The organism is Methylobacterium sp. WL64 (genome assembly GCF_008039945.1).
In the GTDB taxonomy this organism is placed as follows: domain Bacteria; phylum Pseudomonadota; class Alphaproteobacteria; order Rhizobiales; family Beijerinckiaceae; genus Methylobacterium.
In genome coordinates this window covers 1-24,738 of sequence record NZ_VRVA01000048.1, presented here as the reverse complement: position 1 = coordinate 24,738, position 24,738 = coordinate 1, and the positions used below count along the sequence as shown (strand labels likewise).

Below are 24,738 nucleotides of genomic sequence, written 5' to 3'. Positions count from 1 at the left end.
ATGGGGGAGGGTCCGCCGCGTCACAGAGCGCGAGGATAAAGATGGCCATCACGATCAAGGAGCTATCGGAACGGGCAGGGGTAAAGATCCCCACGATCCGGTACTACGAGCGGCAAGGACTGCTACCTGAGCCGGTACGAACGAGCACGGGGCAGAGGCGCTACGGGACGGTTGACGTCGCTCGCCTTCGCTTCGTCCGCTTCGGTCGTGGACTTGGGATGGAGATCGGCGAGATTCGTGCGCTGATCGAAATGGTGGGCGAAGGCAACGGCGAAGAAGTTGTTGTGGCGGCCGAAGCTATCGCCGAACGGGCTGAGCGAATGAAGGCGCTCTGTATCGGGCTGCAGGCGATCTCGGTGGCCATCATCGGTGGGTCGATTGACGAGGCGGAGGCGTTTGATCGGCTCATGGCAGGGGAGGGGGCGGAGGTAGCGGAGCCGGCAGAACCCCCTCCCGCACCGAACCCGGATGCAACCGAGGCGCCTCAGGGTCAGAGCCGCCAGCCCATGGACACGGCCGTGGTACAGGAAGAGGCATCAACGGCAGTCGAGCTGGCCGCGGAAGGACCTATGGCAGAGGCAGCACCGGAAGGTGATGCACCCGAGACACCGCTTTCCAAGCCGAAGCGCAAAAGGACCCGTGCAAGGTCCTAATGGGTAGGATGGCGGTGACCCAGCCGTCCAACCCCTCAAGGCAGCTTCAGATATACTTCAGCGTCATCGCATAACCAATACCAAGTGCTGCCGCAGCATTGATTCACGATCCATACTGCGCCGCACAAATTAGTCCCTATTGTTAGTAGATAATCTATAAACTATTGACACAAAACGCCTTCTCTTGAAGTGCTCTTTTGAATTTGGTACGACATCTCGCCCGACGAGAGACGGGCCGCACGTAGCCATACAAATGTAGCATCTCCGGCGGCGACGAAACCGAAAGTTTTCGGCGAACGGTGCCGGCTACTATGCGGGTTCTTAAGCTCTAGCTGCGCTTGAAAAATGCATCTCGACAGCACGTTGCGCAGGCAAACGGCGCATCACGTCTTCAATCCAGCACAGATCATTCGGGATCCCATGACTAAACTAATCTGGCAAACACCAAAGATCACAGAAAGGCCAAATAAGATGCAAGACGACAAAACAGCTCCAATCATTGATCCTCAAGGCTTATTGGCTCTCGAGAAAACTGTTGCTCAGATCAAGGCGGACCATCCCTCCACCACCCTGATTGGGTTGTGGCATGGCCAAGGCGAGGGTTCGGCAAGGTATATTGAAGCAGCAAAAAATGCGGGCTTCACGATGCACCTTAGCACGACAGAAAACGAACTGGCCGAGAACATCGGGACCATAGAGGGGATCACACTCGCCCTCATAGTCCAGGATTTCATACCCAAATCTATCCGAGGTATTATCACGGCCGCATGCGAGAAATACGATCCATTCTATTTTATACACATTTCTTCCTGCTTCGGGATAGACCCAGAGACGCATCATCGATCGATCATCACGAGTTTCTGCTCGGATGCATCCACCGACAGTCTGGCGTGCAAGAGGGTGTCTGACGCTACATACAAGGCTTTCGACACCGCCAACGCCGACGCTTTGGGCATCGATGAAAGGTCTTTAATAGACCTCGATGATTTGTTCGCCGCCATCACGCGCAGATCGAAAATTCGAACTGAATAGACATTCTCTTTAACAGCAAAAGCTTCGATAATGACCAAGCAATTTATCAGCCACCCGCGGGCCTACACCGAAGAAGAGTGGTACGAGGCTTCGCGCGTGAGCGGAACCTCGACCATCTCTGACGACATTAAGGCGGCGGTAGACCCTGAGAGTGCTGCGGCGACCGCCACCAACGCGCACCCCGCCGACACGTTCGCGGTCGCGCACGCCAACCCAGGTCGCGACGATCGTAATCATTCTACCCATCGGTCGTCCTACGTCCCGGTGGTCGCTCACGAGGCGGCACTGGACGGCCGGCGCCCACCCAACAGCGGTGTCGAGACCGAGCCCGCCAAAAGGTCTGATGAGCCCCCGGCGGACGCGGATTGGGAGGCGCTCCTCATGGACGCCTTCGGTTTCTCGTCTTCGACCGGCACTGCTTCTCCGACACATCCGGCGGAGGCGATCGACCATTCCATAGACAGTGGTCCAGAAGCGTCTGCGAAACACCCCCGGTCGTGGGCTTCCCAATCGGTATCGGGGGGCGACGATGCAGAGGAACCATGGACGGATGAGGACATCGAGGCGTCCTTCAGAGAGGCCATTACTGAGTCGACGCCTCCGCGCGCAACCGACCCTACAAAGCCGACAGTCCTCCCGCAGATCCGGGTGACGAGTGGCCTACGTGCGCTTGCTGAAGCCGCCAAAAACGTCCGAGACGCGGGAGGCGTTACCGAGGAGGACGCGAAGGCCGCATCCCGCCGCCGGGGCAAAGGCCGCAAAACGCGCGTCATCGCGGCGCTGAACGCTTTCGTCGAGAGTGATAATCGCTACCAAGGTGCCAGGGAGGTCGTAGCGCAGACACGCCACCGCTACGATCAAGTCCTCGGTACGGTAACTTCCAACCAGCACAGGGTCGAGGCCGCGCGCGCAGCGTACACCGACAGCATCGATCTCGAGGTAGACTTTCACCTCTCGCATTTGGCTTCGGTCGCTGACCGAATCGAGCGGTGTGGTCCCCATGGGGGGCTCGCATGCGGTTCATACTGGTGCACCCGCTGCCGCAACCGTTTCTCAGGCCGCTTGATCGAGGATACGCGAACGCAGTTAGAGCAGCGCTACGGCGCCGACCTTGAGCACGCCCGGTCCAATCTCCTGCACGCCACGATCCTCAACGATATCGTCCTCCCCGACCCCGATCTCGACCGAGAGCACCTCGCGGACTTCGCCGCTTCCGTCATCCGACGCGACCACCGCGAGATGCTCGGTTACCTACGGCGTTGGCAGAAAGACCGTCGTAGCGCGATGTCAGCTGCACTGATCAAACGCGGGCTTAGTCTGGAGCTGGCCGAGGATTGGATCGGGCTTCACGACCGGGACAGGCGGTTCTACCACCCCGACAACGTCACGGCCGACGCCGACCGGCTGATAGGGTGGAACGATATCGTCGAGGAGGCTCGAGCCCACTTCCGATCCCAGCGAAGGCGGCCCGACCTTGAGGCCTCTGACCTCATCTCCTGCCGCGATGACGAGCGGTACGAGGCGTACCTTTGGCAGTTGCGCAAGGCGACGCGGCTGGAACGAGAAGACATAGTCACGCTTGCTCAAGGCTTCCAGTGCATCTACCGCGAGTTTACCGCGATCACAAAAACGAACTACCCCGAGCGGCTTAAGTTCAAGAGCTCGATCGAGAAGGTGATGAAGCGCGAGCGGAAGAAGCTCTACCGCATCATCAAGGAGGATCAGCTTCCTGGCATCGCCGTGACCGGCATGTTCGAGTTGGAGCTCGTCGACCTCCGTCACGCGATCGGCGGGGATCATCAGCACAGCGTCAAGGCGAAGACGCTTCGCGTTCTCGCCACACAAGAGCGTAAGCCGACGAAGAAGCGCAAGAAGGACGAGAGAATATCATTCGAAACGGAGCGGCGCCGGATGAAGCTCCGTGCGAAGATGCGGCTGCTGGATGAGGCGCGGGCAAGTATCGCCGCCAACAAGGATCTGCCCGAGGCTGACTTCCCGGGTCTTCGTTACGCGGTCCTTCTGCATATGCATGTCCTCATCGACCTAAACGGGACGCCGCGGGAAGACGTCGAACGATGGCTGACTGGGAGAGAGGTCAGTACCCGGAGGTTCTCCGGCCAGTGGCCGCTCCCCTATCAGGTGATGCTGAAGGGCCTATACGAAAGTAAGTCAGTCAACGACAGCATCCGAGACATCAGCTTCTACCCGATCAAGGCACCCCTCACATTCAATTACGAGAACACCGCACCGAAGCGCGATGAGGACCTGCCGGAGACGGACCCCAGACACTTCTCCGATGAGGCGCTTGCGATCCTCGCGTGGCTGCAACAGGGGATCGGCCACGAGAGGCTAAGGATCGCGATCAACTGGCCTGGGACAGAGCAGGAGAAGCGCGGCCCTAAGCCCAAGCACACGCCGATCCCGAAGATGACCGAAGACGAACTGGACGAGGCACTCGCTGCCCGTGGCTCGAGCTTGCCTAGACCGCCGGTGGGCGAGACCGACATCGGCTTTCTGTTCGAGGAGCCAGGGGAGGGCCCTCAGGCTGCATATCGCCCCGAGGCGAGCACATCGACGGCGAGTGATGGGGATGCCTCAAGGCCTCCCGACGACGAGAATCCACCGGGTGAGCATGTGTCGAATTCAGGCGATCGAGGTGAGGCTGGAAGGGAATGATACGACACTGCTCCCTTCATTCACAACGACCAAGGCGGCGGCAGGCGCGACCATAAGCTAGGTAGGATAAGGCGTTAGCTCCCGCTCGAGATCGCACGCAGAGTCGAGCCACACGGCCGACTGTCTAATTCGCTCCCCCGTGGCTCAGGGCACTCGGGCCAACACCCAAATCGCGATGATCCAGGTCCCGTTGCACGATGAGCGGGAACGCCCGAGCCATGCCTCGGACGATCGGGTCGTCGCGTCCGCAACCGGAGGCACCCATGACCATCGACCCAACCCGCATCGACAAAGATCAACTACACGAGCTCCGGCACAGCGTCGCCCGAGCGTATGACATCGATCCCCACCGCCAATACGGCGAGCGCGCTGCCGCTGCGCTGCTCATTCCGCCAGGGGAACGGCGCAATGCAAGCGGCGATGTCTCGACCCTCAAGCGCAAGCGGCGCGCTGGCAAGATTCCTCATGTTCCCCTCGGGGATGGCTCCGTCGCGTACCTCGGGTTGATGCTCTGCGACTTCCTCGCGTTTGGGGAGCGCTCGATCCTTCTCTGGGGCGGCGATCCCGGCAGCATTCCGGCTGATCCTGAGGGCGGCCCTGCTCCTCATCAAGGAAATGGGGGAGGGCGGAAGCACATGGCTATGACGGGAGCGTCCGATGGGCCGGTACACCAAGCGTGAGCATGCAGCGGGCAAGTTCTGGCTCGACAAACGACCGAATAGCCCGGCCTGGTGCATCTGCTGGATGGACGGCCGGCAGCTGCGGCGCAAGTCGACCGGCACCGATGACCTTGATGCTGCCATTCAGGAGCTCAAGGCGCACTATCTCGCTGCAGACACGCCCGACGTTCAGGACGTAACCCGCGTGCCAATCGCAGACATTGTCCAGGCGTACTACCTCCAGCACGGTCAGCATCTGACGTCCCGGAAGTGGCTGAAGTACGCCATCGATCATTGGGTTAGGTTCTTTGGCGATTTGGAAAGCGTATGGGCCGCGACGCGCCCCGCACGGATCGAGCGTTTCATCGATGAACTTCGGCGACGCGAGCTGAAGCCTTCTTCGATCAACAACGTCCTCACAGCTGGCAAAGCGGCGCTGAGTCGTTCGTGGCGGCGCGGCGAGCTCACACGGCAAGTCCATGTGCCGAGCGTCAAAGTTACGAAGATGCAGCCAAAGGGCAGGCCGCTATCCGTTGAGGAATGCGCTGCCTGGCTCGATAAGTCGGCCCCACACTTTCACGCCCTGCTGCTCATCTGCCTTGCCACCGGGAGTCGGCCGGAGGCCGTCAAGCAGCTTCAGTGGACGCAGGTCGATTTCGACGACGACTTGTTGCACCTTAATCCCGAAGAGCGCGAGCAGACGTCAAAGCGGCGTCCAGTGGTTAAGATGCCACCAAGTCTAATCGCGTATCTGCGTCAGCTTCCGCGTGAGTCGGATTTCGTGGTCAGCTTCCGGGGGAAGCCAGTTGACCGGTACTACACCGCGCTAGGCGAAAGCAGACGGCGAGCAGGGCTTGATGGTCGAGTGAACCTTTATAGCCCGCGGCACACGGTGGCACGCTGGCTGCGCAAGGAGCGGGTGCCGTTCGAGGAGGTGGCGGGCCAGCTCGGGCACCGAGTGGCGGGGTTTGCAATCACCGAGATCTACGCGGCGTATTCGCCGGACTACCAGGCGCTGGCCACCGCGGGGATCGAGCGGCTGCTGCAGGCGATCGCGGTGCACAGTCAGTCGTGTCAGTTCCTCGTCCAACGAGGGGCGAGGCCGGCGGGGCACGTGGGCGTATGCGCTTCCCGTCTGGACGCTATCGGTCTGCACGAAGCGTCCGGTCCGCGGTAATCTTGGCTCGATGGGGTCTACGGCACCCACTGAGGTCTCATAGACGGCGCTGGCTATCCCTCCAGCAGAGAGGGAAGACGAAGTCCAAGCTCGACCACCACAGGGTTCGTTTCACCTCCACTCTCGCCGTTCGCGAGCGGTCACCATGGCGATAGGCACCGCCATGGAGGTCATCAGAGCACGATGTCGTATGCGGCGAGCTCGGGCAGCATCGCTTCGACGACGAAGTCCACGAACGCCACCGGCACGTCCAGGTAGAACTCCCTGTCGGAGTAGGCCCCAATGCGGGCGGTCAGTCCTCGTGCGGTGAACCAAGACGCCAAGCGCCGCAGATCAGCTTCAGGGGTATCACTGAGGAACGAGACCTGCGAACGCTCCCGGTCAGCATCTCGGTGCCCGGTATCGCTGCGGCTGAGCTGGAGATCCACGTTGGCCCCGGTCTGCCGCAACCAAACGGCGCGTTCGGTGCGCCGCAGCTCCACGAAACCGAGCTGCTGGACGAACATGTCCACGACGATCTCGAAGTGACACGGATTGACGCGATTGGCTACGTGGTTGAACCGCAAGATCTGGCTCCCTCCCCTTGGGCGATAGCGTCTCTACGTCGAACACCAGCTGAGCGCTTGTCCCATCATGATCGCGCGTGGGGCTACGTGATAGGGGTGCTGCGCTGTGCGATTCAGGCTCTAGATGATTACCGCTACGATCCGCGGTGGGTCGGCGATTCGGGGCAGGGCGCAGGCGGTTGCGTCTCACCGGTATTCGAAGGTTCGCTCCCCCATACCCGGCGAAGCTTGATCCGTTGTGCAAGACCGGACGCTCCGCTTTGCGCCCATCCCGGCCATTCGATGGGTTATCACGAGTTCCCACAAGCAGACGTTACCACCGACGTTCGGAGAGCGGCCTACGGGATGATCTAACGGTACGGAAGCGGCTGCCGACATGGCCGAACAGTCCTTAACCGTGTCTGTCCCGCGGCAATCCCGCCGAGTTCTATAAGGATCTCAGATGTGTGCGATTTTGCGTTCCAAAAGGCAGAGATGACCCGATGGAACGCTTATGATTCTTGGTACGGACCGTTCCACAGGAGCGGGCCCTATTGGACCGATTTTGGTAGTGGGGTTCGGTGCACGAGCTTGCAGCAATCGCCTTGGAGGCGGGTGCAACGGCTGCAGCGGGTGGGAAGCGGGATTTGACGTAACGCTTGGAAGCGGACCTTCAACTCCGCTCCCGGCTCAGTCGTTCGGGGTGATGCAGTTGGTATTTTTAAGGATCGCCCTCGGTCAAACACCATTTGGCGCAGCTCGCTTTCGCGCAGTACCAGCAGGTGCTCGATAAGCTCTAGCTTAGAACGCCTTCAGATTTGAACCGTTGTAAGTGTTTGATCTATAACACGTTTTCGGCTTGCTCAAGGATCTGTGAACGGCGATCACTGGGGCGTTGCGCCGTTCAAGGCGCGTGTCAGCGTGATCTATGTCTTACCGTTCCTCGCTCCTCGCCGTCCTTCTCGCCACCACCACCCTCGCTGGGAATGCGAGCGCGCAGGACGGGACCATCCAGCTCAACGAGATCTCAGTCGACGCGGCAGGACCCGGCAGCTCTGCCCCGGGACCGATGGGCTCCAGCGGCCTCAACCTCAGTGCGGGCGACGGCGGCACGGCCGCGACCAGCGGCGGTGGCGGTGGTCCGTCCGGCATCACCGGCTACACCGCCCGCGTGACGACTGCGGGAACGAAGACCAACACGCCAATCATTGAGACGCCGCAATCGATCTCGGTCGTCACCCGGGAGCAGCTCAACGACCGCAACGTCCAGACCCTGAGCGATGCGATCAACTACGTCCCCGGCGCCATATCGGCCCGGTCGGGCTTCGATCCGCGCTTCGACCAGATCTTCATCCGCGGCTTCGACGTGCTCACCAACCAGGGCACCTACCGCGACGGCCTGCGCGTAATCGGCAGCGGGTTCATCTTCCCGCGCATCGAGCCCTACGGCGCGGAGGCCGTGACCATCCTACGCGGGCCGTCCGCCGGTCTCTACGGCCTCGGCTCGCCGGGCGGCATCCTCGACATCACGAGCAAGCGCCCGGTTTTCGTGCCATTCGGCGAGGTCCAGTTCCAGGCCGGTAGCTTCGACCGCGTCCAGGGCAACTTCGACTTCGGTGGCCCAGTCGAGGGCTCGGGCGGTACCATGGCCTACAGGCTGACCGGCATCCGTCGCGAGGCAGGCACCTTCATCGGCCTCGGCACCAACGACGACCGGTTCAACATCGCGCCCGCCTTTACCTGGAAACCCGATGCCGCCACGACGTTCACGTTCCTGAGTGAGTTTCAAACGACCAACACGCCAGCCACGACGTTCTACTACAACTACCCAGGTTTCCGGGCGAGCCCGTACTATATGGGCGACCCGCGCTTCGCCGGTCTCGACCAGACGCAGTATCGGGTCGGCTACGCCTTCGAGCATTTCATCACGCCCGATTTGGTCTTCCGCCAGAACTTCCGGCACTACGGCGTCTTCCTCAGCGGGAAGTACGTCGATATCAACGGCATAAACGACGCAAACACGATCGGCACGCGCGACACTGGCTACATCCGCGAAGGCTTGGTGCAGCAGACGCTGGACAACCAGTTGGAGGCGCGCTTCGCCACCGGCCCGATCGCTCACACCGTGGTCGGGGGCGTCGACTATGCGCGGTACAGCTTGAGCCAGCGCCTCGGCTTCGGCCTTGCCCCAGATCTGAACCTGATCACGCGGAACTACGGCCAACAGTTCATCGCCACGCCGACCCTCGGGTCCGCCGCACGTCAGACCCAGGAGCAGATCGGCGTCTACCTGCAGGATCAGGCCAAGTTCGGCGACTTAATCCTCACCCTGAACGGACGCCACGATTGGGTCTTCCAAGACAACTTCACGACCCCCGACAGCGCGGTCTCACGCCAGAACAACAGCGCGTTCACGGGCCGGGTCGGACTGGGTTACGTCCTAGCGCCGGGCCTCGTGCCCTACGCCAGCTACGCCACAACCTTCACCCCGCAGGTGGGCCTCGACCGAAACGGACAGGCGTTCAAGCCGGCGACCGGTGATCAAATCGAGGCGGGCGTGAAGTACCTGATCCCCGGCACCAACATCCAAACCGCATTCGCCGGCTTCGACATCACACAGTCGAACATTTTGATCCCCGACGCGTCCTCCCTCGCGTTCCAGACCGCCGGCGGTGCCGTGCGCTCGAAGGGCTTCGAGGCCGAGGCGACCGCCAACCTCGCCCCAGGCACCAACCTAACGATCGCCTACACCCACGTCGACATCCGGTTCGTGAACTCGGTCTCCTCAACCGGCCAGTCGCTCGCCGGCAACCTCGTCTCGGGCATTCCCCAGGATACCTACGCGTCGTTCCTGACCTACGCGTTCCCACCATCCTCGCCTCTGCGCGGCCTTCAGATCGGCGGTGGCATCCGCTACATCGGTGCGAGCTTCGCCGACGATCAGAACACGGTGCGCAACACTGCCGTCACGCTCTACGACGCTTTGGTGGCCTACGACTTCGCGGCCCTCGATCCGAAGTACAAGGGCTTCCGTGCGCAGCTCAACGGCTACAACATCTTCGATCGGAACTATCAGACCTGCTCGTTTGGGTTCTGCAATCGCAACCAGCCGGCGACGGTCATTGGCAGCCTGATCTACCGGTGGTGAGAGGCGCCCCCTTCAACGGCTGGGTATTCGAGTGCTGAACCGTTACACCAGCACGACGACCGCGGCGCGCTGCATGGCGGGCTGCGGCTGAGGTGATACGGGCGTGAGAGGATGCCGTGCACGAGATCGATCTGACCCCAACTTACCAGGACACCCTTCGTCTCGCGCAGCTCCGGAAGCAGGCGAAGAGCCTCGGACTGAAGTTGTCGAAGTCGCGCTGGCGTCAGTCTTATATTCGGAACCGCGGCGGCCTGATCCTCCTCGATAGTCGGGACGAGGTCGTCGCAGGGGACGGCTACAGTCTCAATCTGGCGGCGGCCGAGAGGATCTTGTCCGTCATGGCCGATCAAATGCCCTCTTCGATGGCACGATCGATGGAACGTATGGGGTCGGCATAGAAAGCTTTGCTCAATAAGCGCCCCAGTGCCGGTAAGCAGACCTTTCCGAGGTCCTAGAAGGGTCGAAAGCAGACTCTAGACTCTACGCGGGAAAGATATGTAGCATCGTGCCGATCACGCCAAGCGCACATATGCCGATTAGAGCCGCTGTGATGTACAATAGCATCTAGCTTTCACTTTTGATGGGCGAGTGGCTGTCGTCGTCAGGATCGTCAAACCAATCTGTCACGTGGTCATATCATGTCGGGCAAGTTGAAGAGCGGCTTATGTACGCTATGCAATGAGAACATAAACCTATAAGCTTCTTCCGGTCTGCCCGTGCCCCCCGAGCGATCTGCTTGATCGCCTACGACGAGCTCGCCATCGGCGTGACGACGTGCATAAAGCTCGCCAGGCCAGCGCTCCGCACCGGGTGGAAGGGTTTAGCCTGTGCTTCGCAGTATCGTTTCAGGTGAAGGCTCGCCTCGTGGCTGACACAGCTCACGGGGAACACCGCTAGATCCGCTTGCCCAACCAGCCCCGCCAGAAGGCACAGGTTGTCCTCGATACCTCCGTCATGGTTGAGCAGCCTGCCGCCCCTGGCCTCCACGAAGCGGCGGAGATTGGCCACCTGACGCCGCCGGCCGCCAACATAGAGGATGACCTGTCCGTCTAGCCGTCCCGATGTTTGGCTATCGGCTGTATCCACGCTCGGCACATCCAGAGCCGCTTCGAGGGCAGCCAGTTCCCTTTCGGCAACTGATCGGCGGGCTATCTCCGTGGCTAGATCAGCGCTGAGGCGTTCGGCTGCGCCAGCCAGCACCGCAAGCCGCTCCTCCAACGCGGTCGCATGCGCGATCTCCCGGGCCAGCCGCACCTCCAGGCCGCGCGTGGACGGTGGCTCGATGGTCGTAGTAGCCGGGATGGGACGCTCGATTTCGATCGTCCGGGTGCGCTTCCCGAGATCGTCGCGCTCGCGCATGAGCGCCATGATGCGCTCGTCCCGTGCCGCAAGCGCTTCATCGCGTCGGCCCAACTCCTCTTCGAGATGGCGCAGGCGGCGGATGTCGGCCCGGTTCGACTGACCGACGAGGTGCGAGAGCATGTGCACTTCGCCGAAGATTTCCTGCACGAGTGGCCAGTCGGTGGCTGGGTGGGTGATCGCTGCCCAATAAGCGCCAGGGATAGCCCCACGCTCCAGCGAGGACTTCCAGAGCGCCCGAACCGCGTCAGCGGTGCGCGCCTCGGCAAAGCGTTCGATCTCCCGCTCGTGCCGCCGGTCCAGGGTCTTTTGCAGCAGACGGCCACCCCCGTCCTTGCGACCGGCTATCTGGACGATCTCTCCGTGCAGGTGGTGCTCACTGATCGTCCGAGCGTCGGCACGCCCAAGCTTGGCCAGGATCGCGCGGGCTTCAGAGTTGGTCAAGCAGGTGCCTACGATCGAGCAGTGCAGGTTCTCGGCAAGCTCCCAGATCCGGTCCCGCGGTTTATCCGCCGAGTCGGGTTCAGGCGGCGGCACGAACGGCGGACGGGTGACGGAAGCGAGGGCGCGCAGCGCTGGACCGTCGAGGTGAGCGATTGGCGGCATCGGCGTCTCGTCAGTCGTTATATCCATTCGGATATAACACTCTGTCCAAAAACAATCGGCTTGCCTAGGGGGAGGTCACAGCCGGCAGGTCGTCTGCGGTTCGCTCGGGAGCAGCAATCCGATCTAGGAAGGGCGCGGCCGCCCGGTCGGCAGCACGCTCGATCGCCCTGTAATGCGCGACCAGATCGACTCCGAGTGTAGACAAGCGTGCCCCGCCTCCCGCCTTACCGCCAATCTGCGCCTCGACTACCGGCTGCCCGAAACCGCTGTTCATCGCCTCAATGAGCATCCATGCCCGCCGGTAGGACATGCCGAGCGCCCGCCCGGCTGCGCTGATCGAGCCGTGCTCGGCAACCATCTCCAGGAGTTGCACTTTACCGGGGCCGATACGATTGTCGGGCCCAACGTCGATACGAATGCTCAGGCTTGCCATCAGGTCTCTCCCTCGCCTCATGCCACGAACCGACGCGTCGACCGGTGGAGCAGTCGCGAACGCAGCGCAATCGATGGCTTTCGGCGATATATTCTGCTTGATATAGCGCTGCTGGCACATCCGACGTCGAGGACCGCTTCCGCATGCGCAGTTTGATCCGCTCCGGCCTCATCGCCGCCTTGTTCCTCACCGTTGGAGCAGCCCAAGCGGCCGAGACCACGACGGTGTTCGGAGCAGCCAGCCTCAAGAACGCTCTCGATGATGCCGGCAAGGCATTCACAGCACAATCTGGGATCGAGATCCGGGCAAGCTACGCGGCGTCCTCTGCCCTCGCCCGGCAGATCGAGGCCGGAGCGCCGGCCGACCTGTTCGCCTCGGCCGACCTCGAATGGATGGACTACCTCGCCAAGAAGAACCTCATCCGTCCGGACACGCGGGTGAGCCTGCTCGGCAACCGCCTCGTCCTGATCGCGCCGCGCGACGCCAAGGAGAACACGGTTGCCTTCACGCCGGAGGGCTTCGCCAAAGCGCTCGGCTCCGATGGGCGGCTGGCCACCGGCGAGGTCAACTCGGTGCCGATCGGCAAGTACGCTAAGACCGCTTTCGAAAAGCTCGGTCTGTGGGGGAGCATTCAACCTCGTCTGGCTCAGAGCGACAACGTCCGAGCGGCCCTGGCTCTGGTCTCGCGCGGGGAGGCGCCGCTCGGCGTCGTCTACGAGAGCGACGCGAAGTCGGATCCCGGCGTGAAGGTCGTGGGCGTGTTTCCGGCGGACAGCCACCCGCCCGTGGTGTACCCGTTCGCCGTCACCGCGGACGCGAAGGGCGACGGCGCGAAGCGCTTCCTGGACTACCTCCGGAGCGCAGCAGCAAAGCCCTTCTTCGAGGCTCAGGGCTTCAGCGTCATCGAGGATGGCAATAATTAAGCGACCCGGAATGGGCCAGGAAGGCGGACACCGTGAAGATCAGCGCGCGCAACATCATCAAGGGCACCGTGACGGCGATCGAGAAGGGCGCCACCACGGCGCACGTCAAGATTGAGATCATGCCGGGCCAGGTCGTCACCGCCGCCGTAACCAACGAAGCGGTCGACAGCCTCAACCTCACGGTGGGCGGTCCGGCCTATGCCGTGATCAAGGCGTCCGACGTCATGGTTGCCGTCGACTGATGAAGCCTGGATCCCGCGTTCTCCTCACCGTCGCATTGACGGTCTGCTGCATCGGCCCGGCGGTCGCTGAGGATGCGCCGGCTTGTGCGGGCTTCGCATGGTCGGTCGCGCGGGATCGTGCTGCGTTCACGGCGCCCGATTTGGCCGGGCTCGCATCTGGATCGGCTCTACCCGGCGGGACGGGGGCGGCGCAGGTGTCGTTGAAGCCGGCGGCAGAGGTGACACTGCCGGTTCAATCTGAGAGGACCGCGAAGCCAGGGACGTTCGCGGGCTTCATCACGGCCACGGTGCCATCCGCCGGCACCTATCAACTGACGCTGTCGGAGGAGGCCTGGATCGACGTCAGCCAGGATGGGCGCACGACGCTCAAGCCCGAGCGCATCAGCGGCAAGGCCGGCTGCCCGGAGGTCCGCAAGAGCCTGCGTTTCGCACTCGACGCCGGCCCGGTGACGATCGAGATCGGCCGCGCGCCGAGCCAGCAGATCAAGCTCGATCTGCTCCCGGCGGAGTAGCCGCGTCGGCCGCCTGTCTCGACTGCCTCACGGTCCGCTGATCGGCCCGAGTTCGTGGCGGGCGAGGATCGCCTGCCCCTTCTCGGACACGAGGAACAGGGCGAGGCGCATCGCGTCCGGGTTGTCGGTGATCAGTGCCATGGCGTAGGTCGCCGGCACCAACAGGTTGGGCGGAAGCTGCACGAGGCTTAGGCCGGGCGCCTCCTTCATGGTACCGCTCTGGCCACTGCAGTAGTACAGCAGCGCGTCCGCGTTGTTGCCTAGGAACACGGTTGCGCTGGGGCTACGGCCCGCCATCGGCACCATCGTATTGGGCGAGCCGAGCAGCTTCAACGCCTTCTTCTCCAGCATAGCCTTGGACCCTGGATGTGCGGTCTCGGCTCGATCGAATACGGCCTGGGCGTAATCGCCGCCAGGATCGGCGCCTGGCGTCGAGGTTGCCAGCCGCAGGTCGGGTTTGAGCAGGCGATCGAGGAGGTTGTCCGGGGTCAGACCAAGATCAGCGCGGGCGAGCACGCACATCGTGTTACGAGCAAACGGCACGACATCCTTGGCCCTGCCTGCATCGACAAGGCGGCGCGGGCTGGCAAGGTCGGCTGAGAGATAGAGGTCTGCCTTCTCGCCATCCTCTATCCGCTTTCGCAGCAGTCCAGCCGGCCCGAAGGTCGGTGCCGCCACCGCCTCGGCAGGGATGCCTGAGGCAGCGATCACGTCCTTGAGCGCAGCCACGAGGCTGCCAGCAGCATAGACCTGCATCGGCTCAGCCCACGCTCCGCCTGTAGATGACAGCGTGAGGCAGCCGAGGAGAGCTAATTGCCGAAGGATGCGCGAGGGTATGGTGAGACGGGTGGCGGGCAATGATGCCTCCAGACGGCTAGAGCAGTGCTATATCTGTTCGGATATAGCCCAAAGCCTGGCAGGATCACCCGTGGCACATGCGTTTCAGGCATCGAGTCGAGGCGTCAGTCGTCGGTCTCGAAATCACCCGGTTGCGGCGGGGCGATCGGCGTGAAGAGGGTCCGGTCTGGCTTGAGGTCGAGGAGTGGTGTGCCATCGAGGCAATCGAGGCCCCTGACCGTCAGGATGTTGCCCTCGATGGCGACGGGCGTGGCGATCGATGTTCCGATTGGGTTCGGCCGCACGGGCGAGCGCAGAGCAAAGGTGCCGCGCGTGCTCCCATTGTTGGCCGGGCTCTGCCGCACAAGATCTCGTCGGGAAGCATCGAGCCAGTACAGCACCTCAATCCAAGCGAATTTTGCTAGCCCGTCTAGCGCTGCGCCCCAAGGTTCAAACAGCTCGATACGGCAGATCGGGCCATCCGACCTGCCTTGTCGTGGGCAAGCGAGACGATCGGTCCAGGGGGTGTGGATACGACCGATGTAGACCAATCCGGCGTCATCGGCTGCAGGTGCCGCGACTGCGACTTCGCCGGTTCTAATTTCGTTGAGGCGCACCATGGACGGCCTTCTCCCATGGACATCAGGCTCACGCCACTAGGTTAAAGCCAGCTGCGTAACACTGAACAGCGCGAAGGGAATTTGCGTCCGATTGCACGATCGTTGGCCATGGGCCGGCGCTCGCGGTGTCCAGCTCCCCCGCAATGCACCGACCCTCGCACGACCGCCCGACCGAGGCTCCACGGGCGGGCGGCAGGGAACTGGCCTGCGTCCGCCTGTCGTCGCGTACTCACACCGCCGCACGTCTTGCGGCGTCGCGAACGCCTCGGATGTGCAGTCAGAAGAGAGGGCTTTCATAACCATTCTGACGTCGATGTCATCCACAGGGTGCCTTCAGCCGAACCGGAACCGGCTGATGCTGTCGCCGTTGACCTACCAGATTGGATCTGTTCTAATTCGCAACAAGACGGATCGACCATCGAGTAGGGGCACCGACATGGCCAACGCGCACTGCGAGAGCTGCAAGTTTTTCGACGAGCACAAAGGTAACGGCGCTTCCGCTCAGGGTGATGCCGGCCTGTGCCGCTTCAACCCGCCGATCAGCCAGCCGGCGCCGGAGGCGAAGGGCTTGTGGCCGGTGGTTTCGTCCGAGGACTGGTGTGGTCACTTCACCGCAGAGATGACTGCGGCCGAGTAAACCGTTCTCGTCGCATCCCTCACGGGAACGCGGGGCCAGCCTTCGGGCTGGCTTTTTTATTGCTGTGTCGTCACGACTGCCGATCGATAGAGCCGATCGGATGCTCGGCACAAAGCCGACTTTCTCGTCGAGCTGATGCTGTCCAAGCTGCCACGTTCCAGCGCGGCAGTTCCAATGCACTTGCCCTATTGGAACGCTGCACTCCGCGCTCGCTTTAGGGCGAAATAGCAGGGTGCGGTTTCCACCCCAGACCGAACCTGCCGAATGGCAGACGTACGCTCGCTCTGCCGGGGAAGGCTGTCAACGGTCATGGCGGCAGGGTCGGGTCGGTAGGAGGTCGTCCGCTTTTCCCGACAAAACGGCTTCGAAGCAGACCGGCCGGTTTCAGCCAGATCTAGAAACATGGGTATGCGCGACCGTACGAGGTACGAAGAGACCCTGTAGTCGCTTCCATCGCAGGGCCCTTTGATTGCAAATTCGAATTAGATGCCAGGGCTCGCGCATCATGTGTGAACCCGGCTACGACTTGCCGATGCCCGATCGTGGAGGGCGCAGGTAGCTCGCATGCCCGACACCCACCCGCTGATCCAGCGTCCAGGCCTGCGGGGCGCGCGTCCGCTCGCCGGGCTGCCCAGTTCGCCGCTCGCCTACGCCCTGCTCGCCCTGGCCTTGACGGCGGTCGGGTGGAACTTCGTGGCCGGCGATGCCGCTCGTCGCGAACGGTTGCACCGCCGAGAGTTGATCGGCCACAGCGAGCGCCTGCTCTCGACGATGAAGGATTTGGAGACCGGCATGCGCGGCTACGCGCTCACCGGCAAGCCCGAGTACCTCGAACCCTATGCCGATGCTCTCGGCCGCATCCCCGGTGAGAGCGCCTTCCTCGACAATCTCGACGGTGGCTCTTCCGATCCAGCGATCGCGGCACTCGCTCCCGTGCGCAAGCTGATCGGCGATGAGACGGTGTTCTCCGACCGGGTCGTGATCGCGCGGCGTGACCAGGGGTTCGACAGCGCAGAAGCCCTGATCGAGACCGGCGCGGGCAAGCGCCTGATGGATGCGATCCGTGCCGCCACCGCGACGGCCAACCGATCCGCCGCGGAGGCGTCGGCGGAGAACGACCGTCGCGACAGCTTGCGCTACACCGCTCTGACGGCGTTCAGCCTGCTTTGCGCGACCCTCGCGATCGTGCTGCTGGTCCGCCTCACGATAGTACGGCGCCGCGAGAGCCAACGCAGCAGCGGGCTGTTCGAGGGCGTGCTCGCCAATGCCCCGGTCGGGCTCGGCTTCCTCGACGGCGGGTTTAACATCCGTCACATGAACCGCGCCCTGGCGACGATGAGCGAGCGCGGCTTCGGCGCGGATCTCGGCGCACCGATCTGGACGCTTCTCCCTAAGCTGGAAGATCAGCTCACCCCGCTGCTGGAGGCGGCGCGCGACCACGGCCTCGTCAGCGCTGACGTGCCGGTCAGCGTGCCGAGCGAGAGCGCGCCGGGCGGGATGCGCCACTTCCGCATGAGCTTCTACCCGCTGTGCCAGGATGAAGGGTCGGCTGTGGCCACCGGCGTCGGCCTCGTCGTGGCGGACGTAACTACGGCCGTCCTGTCCGAGGCCCAGGTCCGAGCGGGCGAAGCGCTGCTGCGGAGCGTTCTCGACACACTGCCGGTGGGCGTGCTCATCGCCGACGCGCCGTCCGGACGGATCACCGGCCACAACGCCCGCGCCGAGACGATCCTCGGGCACGGGGTGCTGCCCGCGCAACCCGGCGAGGGACCGGCCCGCTGGGTCGGCTTCCACGAGAATGGCCGGCCGGTCGAGCCGAGCGAGTGGCCGCTGATCCAGGTGGTGCGCGCCGGCGAGCCACAGTCCGAGCTGGAGGTCGACTATCAGCGCGGCGACGGTGCCCGCGCCTGGGTCGGCTTCGCCGGCGCGCCGATGCGGGATGCCGAAGGCGCGCTCATCGGCGCTGTCGTTGTGGTGTCGGACATCGACGCGCGCAAGCGCTCCGAGCACGTCCTCGCGGCGGCGAAGGACGCCGCCGAGGAGGCCAACCGCGCCAAGTCCGAGTTCCTGGCCAACATGAGCCACGAGCTGCGCACCCCGCTCTCGGCGGTGATCGGCTACTCGGAGATGCTGCAGGAGGAGATGGAGGACGCCGGCCAGGCGGACCTGCTGCCCGATATGAAGAAGATCGAGGCGAACGCGCGCCACTTGCTCGGGCTGATCAACGACGTGCTCGATCTGTCGAAGATCGAGGCCGAGCGCATGGAGGTGTACCCGGAAAGTATCGACGTCGCCGCGACCGTGCGCGACGTCGCCGCCACGGTGGAAGCCCTGGTGGAGAAGAAGGGCAACGCCCTGGTCCTCGACATCGCGGACGGGCTTGGCGGTGCGTACACGGACGCGACCAAGCTGCGCCAGTGCCTGATCAACCTGCTGAGCAACGCGGCAAAGTTCACGGAAGGCGGGGAAATTACGCTGTCGGCACGCCGGCAGACGGACGCCGAGGGTGATCGGCTGGTGTTCGCGGTGGCCGACACCGGCATCGGCATGAGCGAGGAGCAGGCGTCACGCTTGTTCAAGCGCTTCAGTCAGGCCGACGCCTCGACCACGCGGCGCTTCGGCGGCACGGGGCTCGGGTTGGCGATCACCCGGGCGTTCGCGCACATGCTCGGCGGCGACATCGCGGTCGAGAGCCGTCAGGGTGAAGGTACGACCTTCACCCTGACGCTGCTGGCGAGCGTGGCCGAGGGCGAGGAGAGACAGGCGCAGGCGAGATCCCCGCGGGCGCCGCAACCCTCGGCCGAGTCGATAGCCGGCAGCGAGGTCTTGGTCATCGACGACGATCAAGCCACCCGTGACCTGCTCGCCCGCTTCCTGGCCAAGGAAGGCTTCCACGTCGCAACGGCGGCTGATGGAATGGCAGGGCTCGAGCAGGCGCGCACGCGGCGTCCGCGCGCAATCCTGCTGGACGTAACCATGCCGCGCATGGATGGATGGGCCGTGCTGCGCACCCTGCGCGCCGACCCGGAGCTCGGCGATCTGCCGGTGATCATGGTCACGGTGCTCGACGAGCAGAACCTCGCGTTCTCGCTCGGGGCGACCGACTACCTGCAGAAGCCGGTCGACTGGGTACAATTGAAGGAAGCGATGGAGCGGTTCCGGCCGAAGGCCCATGACGGGCCGGTGCTGGTCGTGGACGACGACGGCGACCTGCGCGCGTTGATGGCATCCCAGCTCACCCGGGACGGCTGGCAGGTGGTCACGGCGGCGGACGGCCGAGCGGGCCTGGCGGCGGTCGGCGAGCACCGGCCGCGGTTGATCCTGCTCGATTTGATGATGCCGGAACTCGACGGCTTCGGCTTCCTGCGCCTGCTGCGCACCCGCCCGGAGTGGTACGACATTCCCGTGGTGGTTCTGACGGCCAAGGACGTCACGGCGGACGACTTCCGCCAGCTGGCCGGGCAGGCCGACCGCGTGGTGCAGAAGGCCGGCCTGTCCTTCTCCGACCTCTCGGCGCTCCTGACGACGCTCTACGGAGCCGATCCCGCCGAGCATCAACACGGTGGGCTGGGATCTGATCAGGCCGACGGATCCGGGATGACGACGTCGTCCGAGTGATCAGCCCGTCGACGCATGCGCCAGATCAAAGATGTGGGTCGTCGGCCGCTCGGAGCCTGCCCGCCGCGATGGCCGTCCGGAACGCCTGATAGTCCGCCTCGTTCCGGTCACCGTAGGCCATCGCCCAATCGGCGAGGGCCTCCCGCAGGTCGGCGCGGCCATCGTGGCCGCAATAGCCCGCGATCGCCGCCGCATCCCCGGTCCGCGCATGGGCCTTGGCCAGCAGGGCGCCGTAGGCGTGCGAGAAGTACAGCAGCGACCGGCCGGTCATGCGCGCGACCGGAATCTCGCCCTTCATGTTCTTCATCTGCCGCACGTAGAACGGCCGACCATCGATCTTCGTCCAGCCCAGCAGCGGATCGCCCACCGCCTGCAGCAGACGCTGGCCGTAGATCACGCGCTCGCCCTCATGGTCGGCGTAGGGCTTGGGCATGCCGCGTAGATACGGCGCGTGGGCCGGTCGCACGGCTTCCTTGACCTGCAGGAAGAGCGCGTCCTGGTCCGAGTTGCCGCACAGCAGCGCGACGTACGCCCGGGTGCCGACGCTGCCGACGCCGACGACGCGGTGTGCGACGTCGACCACGTGGTAGCGGCTGAGCATGAACCGCCGCTCGCGCGGCAGCGTCTCGGCGTAACGCTCCAGGCCGGTGGTGACAGCCTCGCGCGTCGCCTCGTCGACGCGGACGAGGATCGGCGGCTCCTCGCGGAAGCGCCAGCCGCCGTCCGTGCGCCGCTCGCCCACTCGATCGAGCAAACTCGTGTTGTTCTTCCGCCGCGCCTTCTCGACAGCCTTGCGCACCACGGCCTGCGAACGCGCGTCGATCTCGATGCCGGCGAAAGCGAGGTCCTCGGCTCGCGCCGCGCGCTGCCAGACGTCGAGCGAACCGCGCGGGGCGAGGTCGTCCATCGTGTGCTGGTAACCAGCCACCGCGCTCAGTACCGCCTGCCGCCGTTCGGCCGGCGGGACGTCGGCATCCCGCGCGGCGACCTCGATGCTCGCGCACAGGCGCTTCAGGTCCCACTCCCACGGCCCGACCGTGACCTCGTCGAAGTCGTTGAGGTCGAGCACCACCTCGCCCTGGGGTGAGCCAAACAGGCCGAAGTTCGAGATATGGGCATCTCCGTTCATCACCACGTCGATCGCCCCGCGAGGTCCCTGTGCGAGATCCCAGGCCATGACCTGAGCAGCCCCGCGTAGGAAGGCGAACGGCGAGGACGCCATGCGGGCGACCCGCAGCGGAAGCAGGTGCGACTGTCGCCCGTCGTGGGCCGCCTCGATGAGCGTGACCGGGTCGGGACGGTCGCGGGCGAGATCGAGCACGGCATGAGCCGAATGCGGTAGATCCAGGCGCAGGATCTTGCCGGCGGCGCGACGTTTCTCCCACGGCTCCACGCCCGAGCGCAGGTCGATGTGCGGGAAGTCTGCCAGGGGCTCTAGGACCGCCTCCTCGGCAGCTCCGATCACCGCCTCATGCTCATCGGCCGCCGCCGATGAGGTATCCGTGGACTGCGCTGACCGTTCCATCGACCTCGTCCAACCGCCTCAGACCACACCAACGGTTCGACCAGGGAATAAACCTTCCCGCTCAACGTGGACTTAACCGCACACCGAACCCACCGCATCCTCAGCCACTATCGCTCGGCACCTCGCCCGCAGGGTTGCAGCCAAGCAGCGTGGCTGGGCGACGAAGGCCCCGCTCTCGTTCGCAACTATGACTATCCCCTCCCCATCATCACCATGCGGCTCGAACTCACCGCGCGGTCTCAGCGTCGCGTGATCGCGATGGCGCAACGATTCTAGGGCGGCCGCCTAGATGGGATGAATGAAGATAAATTAGTCGCCAGCTGTACCCTCGGCGGTCGCATAGAATCTTCAGTGGCATCAACCTGTGATGCTTACTATTCGCGACCGAAGCCTCACACGCCGTTGCGCTAAGTTTGCCGATGCGAGGTGTGCGGTGACCGGTCCGCGGCTGTGACCTCGCTGCAACTGGTCCGCCGTATCCACCGAAGTTGGGGTCTAACCGTCTTGTCCATCCTGTGTCTCAACCGTATCCGTTAAGCAGAAAAGTAAAGCAAAACAGCAGTTTATAACAATTTCAAACAACAAGGCAGCCTCGTTGCATCTCTTTGCGGCGAGCGCGGGCGGCTGCTTGGATCGGGCTCGGGGCTATGAAGATCATTAGCACTCAACACACCATGGTACGCTCGCTCGCCCTCGCGGGCGTTTCCCTCGCGGTGCTCGGCGGCGCGATGGGACGAACCTCCGCTCAGGAGGCGAACACGCCGCGACGGGGCGTCTCGGCGAACGCAGGTAGCGTGCAGCTCGACGAGTTGAGTGTCGAGAGCCGGGGCGCCGGTGAGCGCTATGGGCCGGTCTCGTCCGGACAACCGGGACCCGGCCAGCCCGAGAACCCGAATGGGCCAATCGACGGCTTCGTCGCCAAGCGCTCCGTCACCGCTCTCAAAACCAACACGCCGCTGATCGAGACGCCGCAGTCGATCACCGTCGTAGGACGCCAGCAACTCGACGCCCAGAACGCGCAGAACCTATCCCAGGCGACGCAGTACGTGGCCGGCACCTACGCCAGCCCGTTCGGCTACGACACGCGCTTGGACTACTTCCTCCTGCGCGGCTTCGTGGCGAGCGACTACGGCCTCTACCTGAATGGCTTGCAGACGCTGAACTACGGCTTCGGCTACTTCCGCTACGACACCTTCGGGCTGGAGCGCGTCGAGGTGCTGCGCGGGCCCGCTGCGGTGCTGTTCGGCGCCGGCCCGATCGGCGGCATCATCAACCAGGTCAGCAAGCGCCCAACCGAGGATCCGTTCGGCTACGTCGAGGTCGGCGGCGGCTCGTATGGTCAGAAGTACGCCGCCTTCGACGTCGGCGGCCCGGTCGACAAGGAGGGGCACTACTTCTATCGCTTGACCGGATACGGCCGCAACGGTGGCACGCAGATCGACGGTCTGCAGGACAACAGCTACTTCATCGCACCCGCGTTCACCTACAAGCCGGACGGGGCGACGACCTTCACGGTCCTGACCGCATTCCAGCATGACACGACCGGCGTGTCGGCGAACTTCCTGCCCTACGCCGGCACGGTTCGCCCGCAGGCGCTTGGCCTGCGCATCCTGCGCTCGACCAACGTCGGGGATCGCGACTTCAACACCTTCCAGCGCGATCAGGCGTTCCTCGGCTACCAGTTCGAGCACGTCTTCAACGACACGTGGTCGTTCCGTCAGAACCTGCGCTACTCGTTCGGCGACAGCTATCAGAACTCGTACATCGGCAACGGCTACGCCTTCGGAGACGCGACGCAGACCCAGCTCGCCCGCTACCAGTTCCTCGTGAAGGACCGGGTCAACATCTTCCAGGTCGACAATCAGGCAGAGGCGCGCTTCTTCGACGGCTTCTTCCGCCATGATCTGCTCATGGGTGTCGACTACAAGGATTACCGGCTGAGCGACAATCAGGGCACGAACTTCGGCGCGAACCCGTTCTACTCCGCGCCGGACCTCAACATCCTGGCCCCTGCTTACGGTGGTCCCGCCGGCACGCCGGGTCCCTACCAGGTCAACTTCGACACCTTCAAGCAGCTCGGCCTCTACGGGCAGGATCAGATCAAGCTCACCGACCAACTGACCCTGTTGGTCGGTGTTCGCCAGGACTTCGCCGAGAACCGGATCAACGACAAGCTCACCAATGGCGCCCGGAACGACGGTCGCAATGATACCGCGACCACCTACCGTACGGCGCTGATCTACAACTTCGACTTCGGCCTCGCGCCGTACGTCAGCTACTCGACCTCATTCCAGCCCTTGATTGGCACCGACATCAACAACCGAACGTTCAGGCCCGAGACGGGTGACCAGATCGAGGGTGGCGTCAAGTTCGAGCCGCCGGGCCAGGGCTACTTCGTCACCTTGGCCGGCTTCGACATCCACCGCCAGAACGTGCTGACGGCGAACCCAACCAACCCACAGTTCCAGTCGCAGCTCGGCGAGGTGCGCTCGACCGGATTCGAGGCGCAGCTCACCGCCACCGTGTTCAGCGGCCTCAACGTGTCCGCCTCGTACACGATCTACGGGCTGACCAACGAGAAGAACGGTGATCCCACCCTCATCGGTAAGGTTCCGGTGAACACCCCGGAGAACTTCGCCAACGTGTTCTTCGACTACACCTTCCCGACAGGCGAGCTGCGCGGCTTCGGGTTCGGCGGCGGTGCGCGTTACATCGGTCGGTCCTTCGCGGATCAGGCCAATATTTTCCACGTGCCTGAGTACGTGCTGTTCGACGCGCAGGTTCACTACAACTGGGATCGTTGGCGCTTCCAGGTGAACGCGACGAACATCGCTGATCGGCGCTTCGTCTCGTCCTGTCAGACGGTCAACGCCTGTTTTTACGGTCAGGCGAGACAGGTATTGGCGAGCATCAGCTATAAGTGGTGAGGAGACACTCCTGCAGTTCGCCTGCCATGCGTTGAGCCTGCGGCGCACCACTCAATCTGTGGTGCGTCGGTCGTCAGATGGTCGCTCCGGGGGGGGCGCGCCATTTGCGGTCAATTCTCAGGCCACGCCGGCGTGGACGTGATCGCGCCATCGCCACGGGATCGAGGGCGCGGGCTTCATCGGTCCACCCGGCATCGGACAGCTTCTTCAGCATGGCCGACCAGAAGGGTCGATGGCGCCATCGACTGAAACGTCGATAGACGGAGCCGCGCGGACCGTACACTGCCGGGCAATCTGGCCACCGGCATCCTGTCAGCGACACATGGATGATGCCGGACACGGTGTGACGGTCGTCTAGGTGCTCGGCGACTGAGTTAGGCATGTAGGGGGCAATGACAGCCCACTGCGCGTCGCTGAGCCAGAACAAGCCTTCCTGATCGACCATACGACGTAGGCCATCCGCGACGCTCTAACCTTTTTAGGTAATTACCCACCCCCTTGCGCGGGTTGGGTTTCGCTGATTCCCTCGTGGGATGGTTCGTACCGATCTTGAGCGGCTGAGCCGCGAGGAGTTGATCGAACTGGTGCTGCGGCTGCAGCGTCCGGATA

20 protein-coding genes are annotated in these 24,738 nt (G+C 63.6%); 13 read left to right on the top strand and 7 right to left on the bottom strand.

All coding sequences use genetic code 11. The features are described 5' to 3' along the window. Window positions 1-41 precede the first annotated feature (41 nt). The 5 genes from FV242_RS18990 to FV242_RS18970 all read left to right on the top strand — a co-directional run bounded on the left by FV242_RS18990 (window position 42) and on the right by FV242_RS18970 (window position 6,197). Entirely contained in the window at window positions 42-653 is a 612-nt protein-coding gene (locus FV242_RS18990; RefSeq protein ID WP_147939999.1) for a MerR family transcriptional regulator, read from the top strand. A gap of 345 nt (window positions 654-998) precedes the next feature. After that, window positions 999-1,685 carry a hypothetical protein gene (locus FV242_RS18985; protein ID WP_147939998.1) on the top strand — a complete coding sequence of 229 codons (687 nt, stop codon included), beginning with the start codon at window positions 999-1,001 and terminating at the stop codon, window positions 1,683-1,685. Window positions 1,686-1,715: 30 nt separating this feature from the next. After that, on the top strand, window positions 1,716-4,361 hold the full coding sequence (locus tag FV242_RS18980; protein ID WP_147939997.1) for a hypothetical protein: 2,646 nt from the start codon (window positions 1,716-1,718) through the stop codon (window positions 4,359-4,361). A gap of 263 nt (window positions 4,362-4,624) precedes the next feature. Next, the gene (locus tag FV242_RS18975; protein WP_147939996.1) at window positions 4,625-5,041 is read left to right on the top strand and encodes a hypothetical protein; all 417 of its coding nucleotides are present in this window, start codon (window positions 4,625-4,627) and stop codon (window positions 5,039-5,041) included. Beyond that, window positions 5,019-6,197 (top strand): tyrosine-type recombinase/integrase, encoded by a 1,179-nt coding sequence (locus tag FV242_RS18970; RefSeq protein ID WP_147939995.1) that lies wholly within the window; start codon window positions 5,019-5,021, stop codon window positions 6,195-6,197. The genes FV242_RS18975 and FV242_RS18970 overlap by 23 nt, the downstream gene beginning before the upstream one ends. A 173-nt stretch (window positions 6,198-6,370) precedes the next feature. Here FV242_RS18970 and FV242_RS18965 read toward each other — a convergent pair whose 3' ends face one another. Then, window positions 6,371-6,763, bottom strand: coding sequence for a hypothetical protein (locus FV242_RS18965; protein ID WP_147939994.1), 393 nt, complete (start codon window positions 6,761-6,763; stop codon window positions 6,371-6,373). Window positions 6,764-7,670: 907 nt separating this feature from the next. Between FV242_RS18965 and FV242_RS18960 the strand changes: the two genes are divergently transcribed. Together FV242_RS18960 and FV242_RS18955 are read left to right on the top strand one after the other, a co-directional pair. Next, window positions 7,671-9,890 carry a TonB-dependent siderophore receptor gene (locus tag FV242_RS18960; protein ID WP_147939993.1) on the top strand — a complete coding sequence of 740 codons (2,220 nt, stop codon included), beginning with the start codon at window positions 7,671-7,673 and terminating at the stop codon, window positions 9,888-9,890. Between the two features lie 116 nt (window positions 9,891-10,006). Next, window positions 10,007-10,288: a hypothetical protein gene (locus tag FV242_RS18955; protein ID WP_147939992.1), complete on the top strand. Its 282-nt coding sequence runs from the start codon at window positions 10,007-10,009 to the stop codon at window positions 10,286-10,288. 346 nt (window positions 10,289-10,634) lie between these two features. Here FV242_RS18955 and FV242_RS18950 read toward each other — a convergent pair whose 3' ends face one another. Next, window positions 10,635-11,855: a DUF2325 domain-containing protein gene (locus tag FV242_RS18950; protein WP_147939991.1), complete on the bottom strand. Its 1,221-nt coding sequence runs from the start codon at window positions 11,853-11,855 to the stop codon at window positions 10,635-10,637. A 64-nt stretch (window positions 11,856-11,919) separates the two neighbouring features. Further along, window positions 11,920-12,288: a winged helix-turn-helix domain-containing protein gene (locus FV242_RS18945; protein ID WP_147939990.1), complete on the bottom strand. Its 369-nt coding sequence runs from the start codon at window positions 12,286-12,288 to the stop codon at window positions 11,920-11,922. 143 nt (window positions 12,289-12,431) lie between these two features. On the opposite strand from FV242_RS18945, the gene modA reads away from it, so the two are divergent. The 3 genes from modA to FV242_RS18930 all read left to right on the top strand — a co-directional run bounded on the left by modA (window position 12,432) and on the right by FV242_RS18930 (window position 13,965). Next, complete coding sequence (gene modA / locus FV242_RS18940; RefSeq protein WP_147939989.1) at window positions 12,432-13,211, top strand: molybdate ABC transporter substrate-binding protein; 780 nt, start codon at window positions 12,432-12,434, stop codon at window positions 13,209-13,211. Window positions 13,212-13,243: 32 nt separating this feature from the next. After that, complete coding sequence (locus FV242_RS18935) at window positions 13,244-13,453, top strand: molybdopterin-binding protein (RefSeq protein ID WP_147939988.1); 210 nt, start codon at window positions 13,244-13,246, stop codon at window positions 13,451-13,453. A gap of 140 nt (window positions 13,454-13,593) precedes the next feature. Then, entirely contained in the window at window positions 13,594-13,965 is a 372-nt protein-coding gene (locus FV242_RS18930; protein ID WP_147939987.1) for a hypothetical protein, read from the top strand. Window positions 13,966-13,992: 27 nt separating this feature from the next. On the opposite strand, the gene FV242_RS18925 is transcribed toward FV242_RS18930, so the two are convergent. Both FV242_RS18925 and tsaA read right to left on the bottom strand, forming a co-directional pair. Then, window positions 13,993-14,721, bottom strand: coding sequence for a substrate-binding domain-containing protein (locus tag FV242_RS18925; RefSeq protein ID WP_147939986.1), 729 nt, complete (start codon window positions 14,719-14,721; stop codon window positions 13,993-13,995). Window positions 14,722-14,927: 206 nt separating this feature from the next. Then, window positions 14,928-15,422 carry a tRNA (N6-threonylcarbamoyladenosine(37)-N6)-methyltransferase TrmO gene (gene tsaA / locus FV242_RS18920; protein ID WP_147939985.1) on the bottom strand — a complete coding sequence of 165 codons (495 nt, stop codon included), beginning with the start codon at window positions 15,420-15,422 and terminating at the stop codon, window positions 14,928-14,930. 436 nt (window positions 15,423-15,858) lie between these two features. Between tsaA and FV242_RS18915 the strand changes: the two genes are divergently transcribed. Together FV242_RS18915 and FV242_RS18910 are read left to right on the top strand one after the other, a co-directional pair. After that, window positions 15,859-16,059 (top strand): hypothetical protein, encoded by a 201-nt coding sequence (locus FV242_RS18915; protein ID WP_147940008.1) that lies wholly within the window; start codon window positions 15,859-15,861, stop codon window positions 16,057-16,059. A gap of 564 nt (window positions 16,060-16,623) precedes the next feature. After that, a complete protein-coding gene (locus FV242_RS18910) occupies window positions 16,624-19,677 on the top strand; it encodes a response regulator (RefSeq protein WP_147939984.1) in 3,054 nt (1,017 codons plus the stop codon). A gap of 25 nt (window positions 19,678-19,702) precedes the next feature. Here FV242_RS18910 and FV242_RS18905 read toward each other — a convergent pair whose 3' ends face one another. Further along, window positions 19,703-21,202 (bottom strand): DUF2252 domain-containing protein, encoded by a 1,500-nt coding sequence (locus tag FV242_RS18905; RefSeq protein ID WP_147939983.1) that lies wholly within the window; start codon window positions 21,200-21,202, stop codon window positions 19,703-19,705. A gap of 674 nt (window positions 21,203-21,876) precedes the next feature. On the opposite strand from FV242_RS18905, the gene FV242_RS18895 reads away from it, so the two are divergent. Next, entirely contained in the window at window positions 21,877-24,129 is a 2,253-nt protein-coding gene (locus tag FV242_RS18895; RefSeq protein ID WP_243957026.1) for a TonB-dependent siderophore receptor, read from the top strand. Window positions 24,130-24,202: 73 nt separating this feature from the next. On the opposite strand, the gene FV242_RS18890 is transcribed toward FV242_RS18895, so the two are convergent. Beyond that, on the bottom strand, window positions 24,203-24,574 hold the full coding sequence (locus FV242_RS18890) for a transposase (protein WP_147939981.1): 372 nt from the start codon (window positions 24,572-24,574) through the stop codon (window positions 24,203-24,205). Window positions 24,575-24,738: the final 164 nt, after the last annotated feature.

Bases quoted from the DNA above. Each gene is read 5' to 3' on its own strand.
- FV242_RS18910 (WP_147939984.1), top strand. From the start codon at position 16,624: ATGCCCGACACCCACCCGCTGATCCAGCGTCCAGGCCTGCGGGGCGCG.
- FV242_RS18990 (WP_147939999.1), top strand. From the start codon at position 42: ATGGCCATCACGATCAAGGAGCTATCGGAACGGGCAGGGGTAAAGATC.
- FV242_RS18960 (WP_147939993.1), top strand. From the start codon at position 7,671: ATGTCTTACCGTTCCTCGCTCCTCGCCGTCCTTCTCGCCACCACCACC.
- FV242_RS18980 (WP_147939997.1), top strand. From the start codon at position 1,716: ATGACCAAGCAATTTATCAGCCACCCGCGGGCCTACACCGAAGAAGAG.
- FV242_RS18905 (WP_147939983.1), bottom strand. From the start codon at position 21,202: ATGGAACGGTCAGCGCAGTCCACGGATACCTCATCGGCGGCGGCCGAT.
- FV242_RS18925 (WP_147939986.1), bottom strand. From the start codon at position 14,721: ATGCAGGTCTATGCTGCTGGCAGCCTCGTGGCTGCGCTCAAGGACGTG.
- FV242_RS18985 (WP_147939998.1), top strand. From the start codon at position 999: ATGCATCTCGACAGCACGTTGCGCAGGCAAACGGCGCATCACGTCTTC.
- FV242_RS18970 (WP_147939995.1), top strand. From the start codon at position 5,019: ATGGGCCGGTACACCAAGCGTGAGCATGCAGCGGGCAAGTTCTGGCTC.
- FV242_RS18915 (WP_147940008.1), top strand. From the start codon at position 15,859: ATGGCCAACGCGCACTGCGAGAGCTGCAAGTTTTTCGACGAGCACAAA.
- FV242_RS18890 (WP_147939981.1), bottom strand. From the start codon at position 24,574: ATGGTCGATCAGGAAGGCTTGTTCTGGCTCAGCGACGCGCAGTGGGCT.
- FV242_RS18895 (WP_243957026.1), top strand. From the start codon at position 21,877: ATGGTACGCTCGCTCGCCCTCGCGGGCGTTTCCCTCGCGGTGCTCGGC.
- tsaA (WP_147939985.1), bottom strand. From the start codon at position 15,422: ATGGTGCGCCTCAACGAAATTAGAACCGGCGAAGTCGCAGTCGCGGCA.
- modA (WP_147939989.1), top strand. From the start codon at position 12,432: ATGCGCAGTTTGATCCGCTCCGGCCTCATCGCCGCCTTGTTCCTCACC.
- FV242_RS18945 (WP_147939990.1), bottom strand. From the start codon at position 12,288: ATGGCAAGCCTGAGCATTCGTATCGACGTTGGGCCCGACAATCGTATC.
- FV242_RS18975 (WP_147939996.1), top strand. From the start codon at position 4,625: ATGACCATCGACCCAACCCGCATCGACAAAGATCAACTACACGAGCTC.
- FV242_RS18950 (WP_147939991.1), bottom strand. From the start codon at position 11,855: ATGCCGCCAATCGCTCACCTCGACGGTCCAGCGCTGCGCGCCCTCGCT.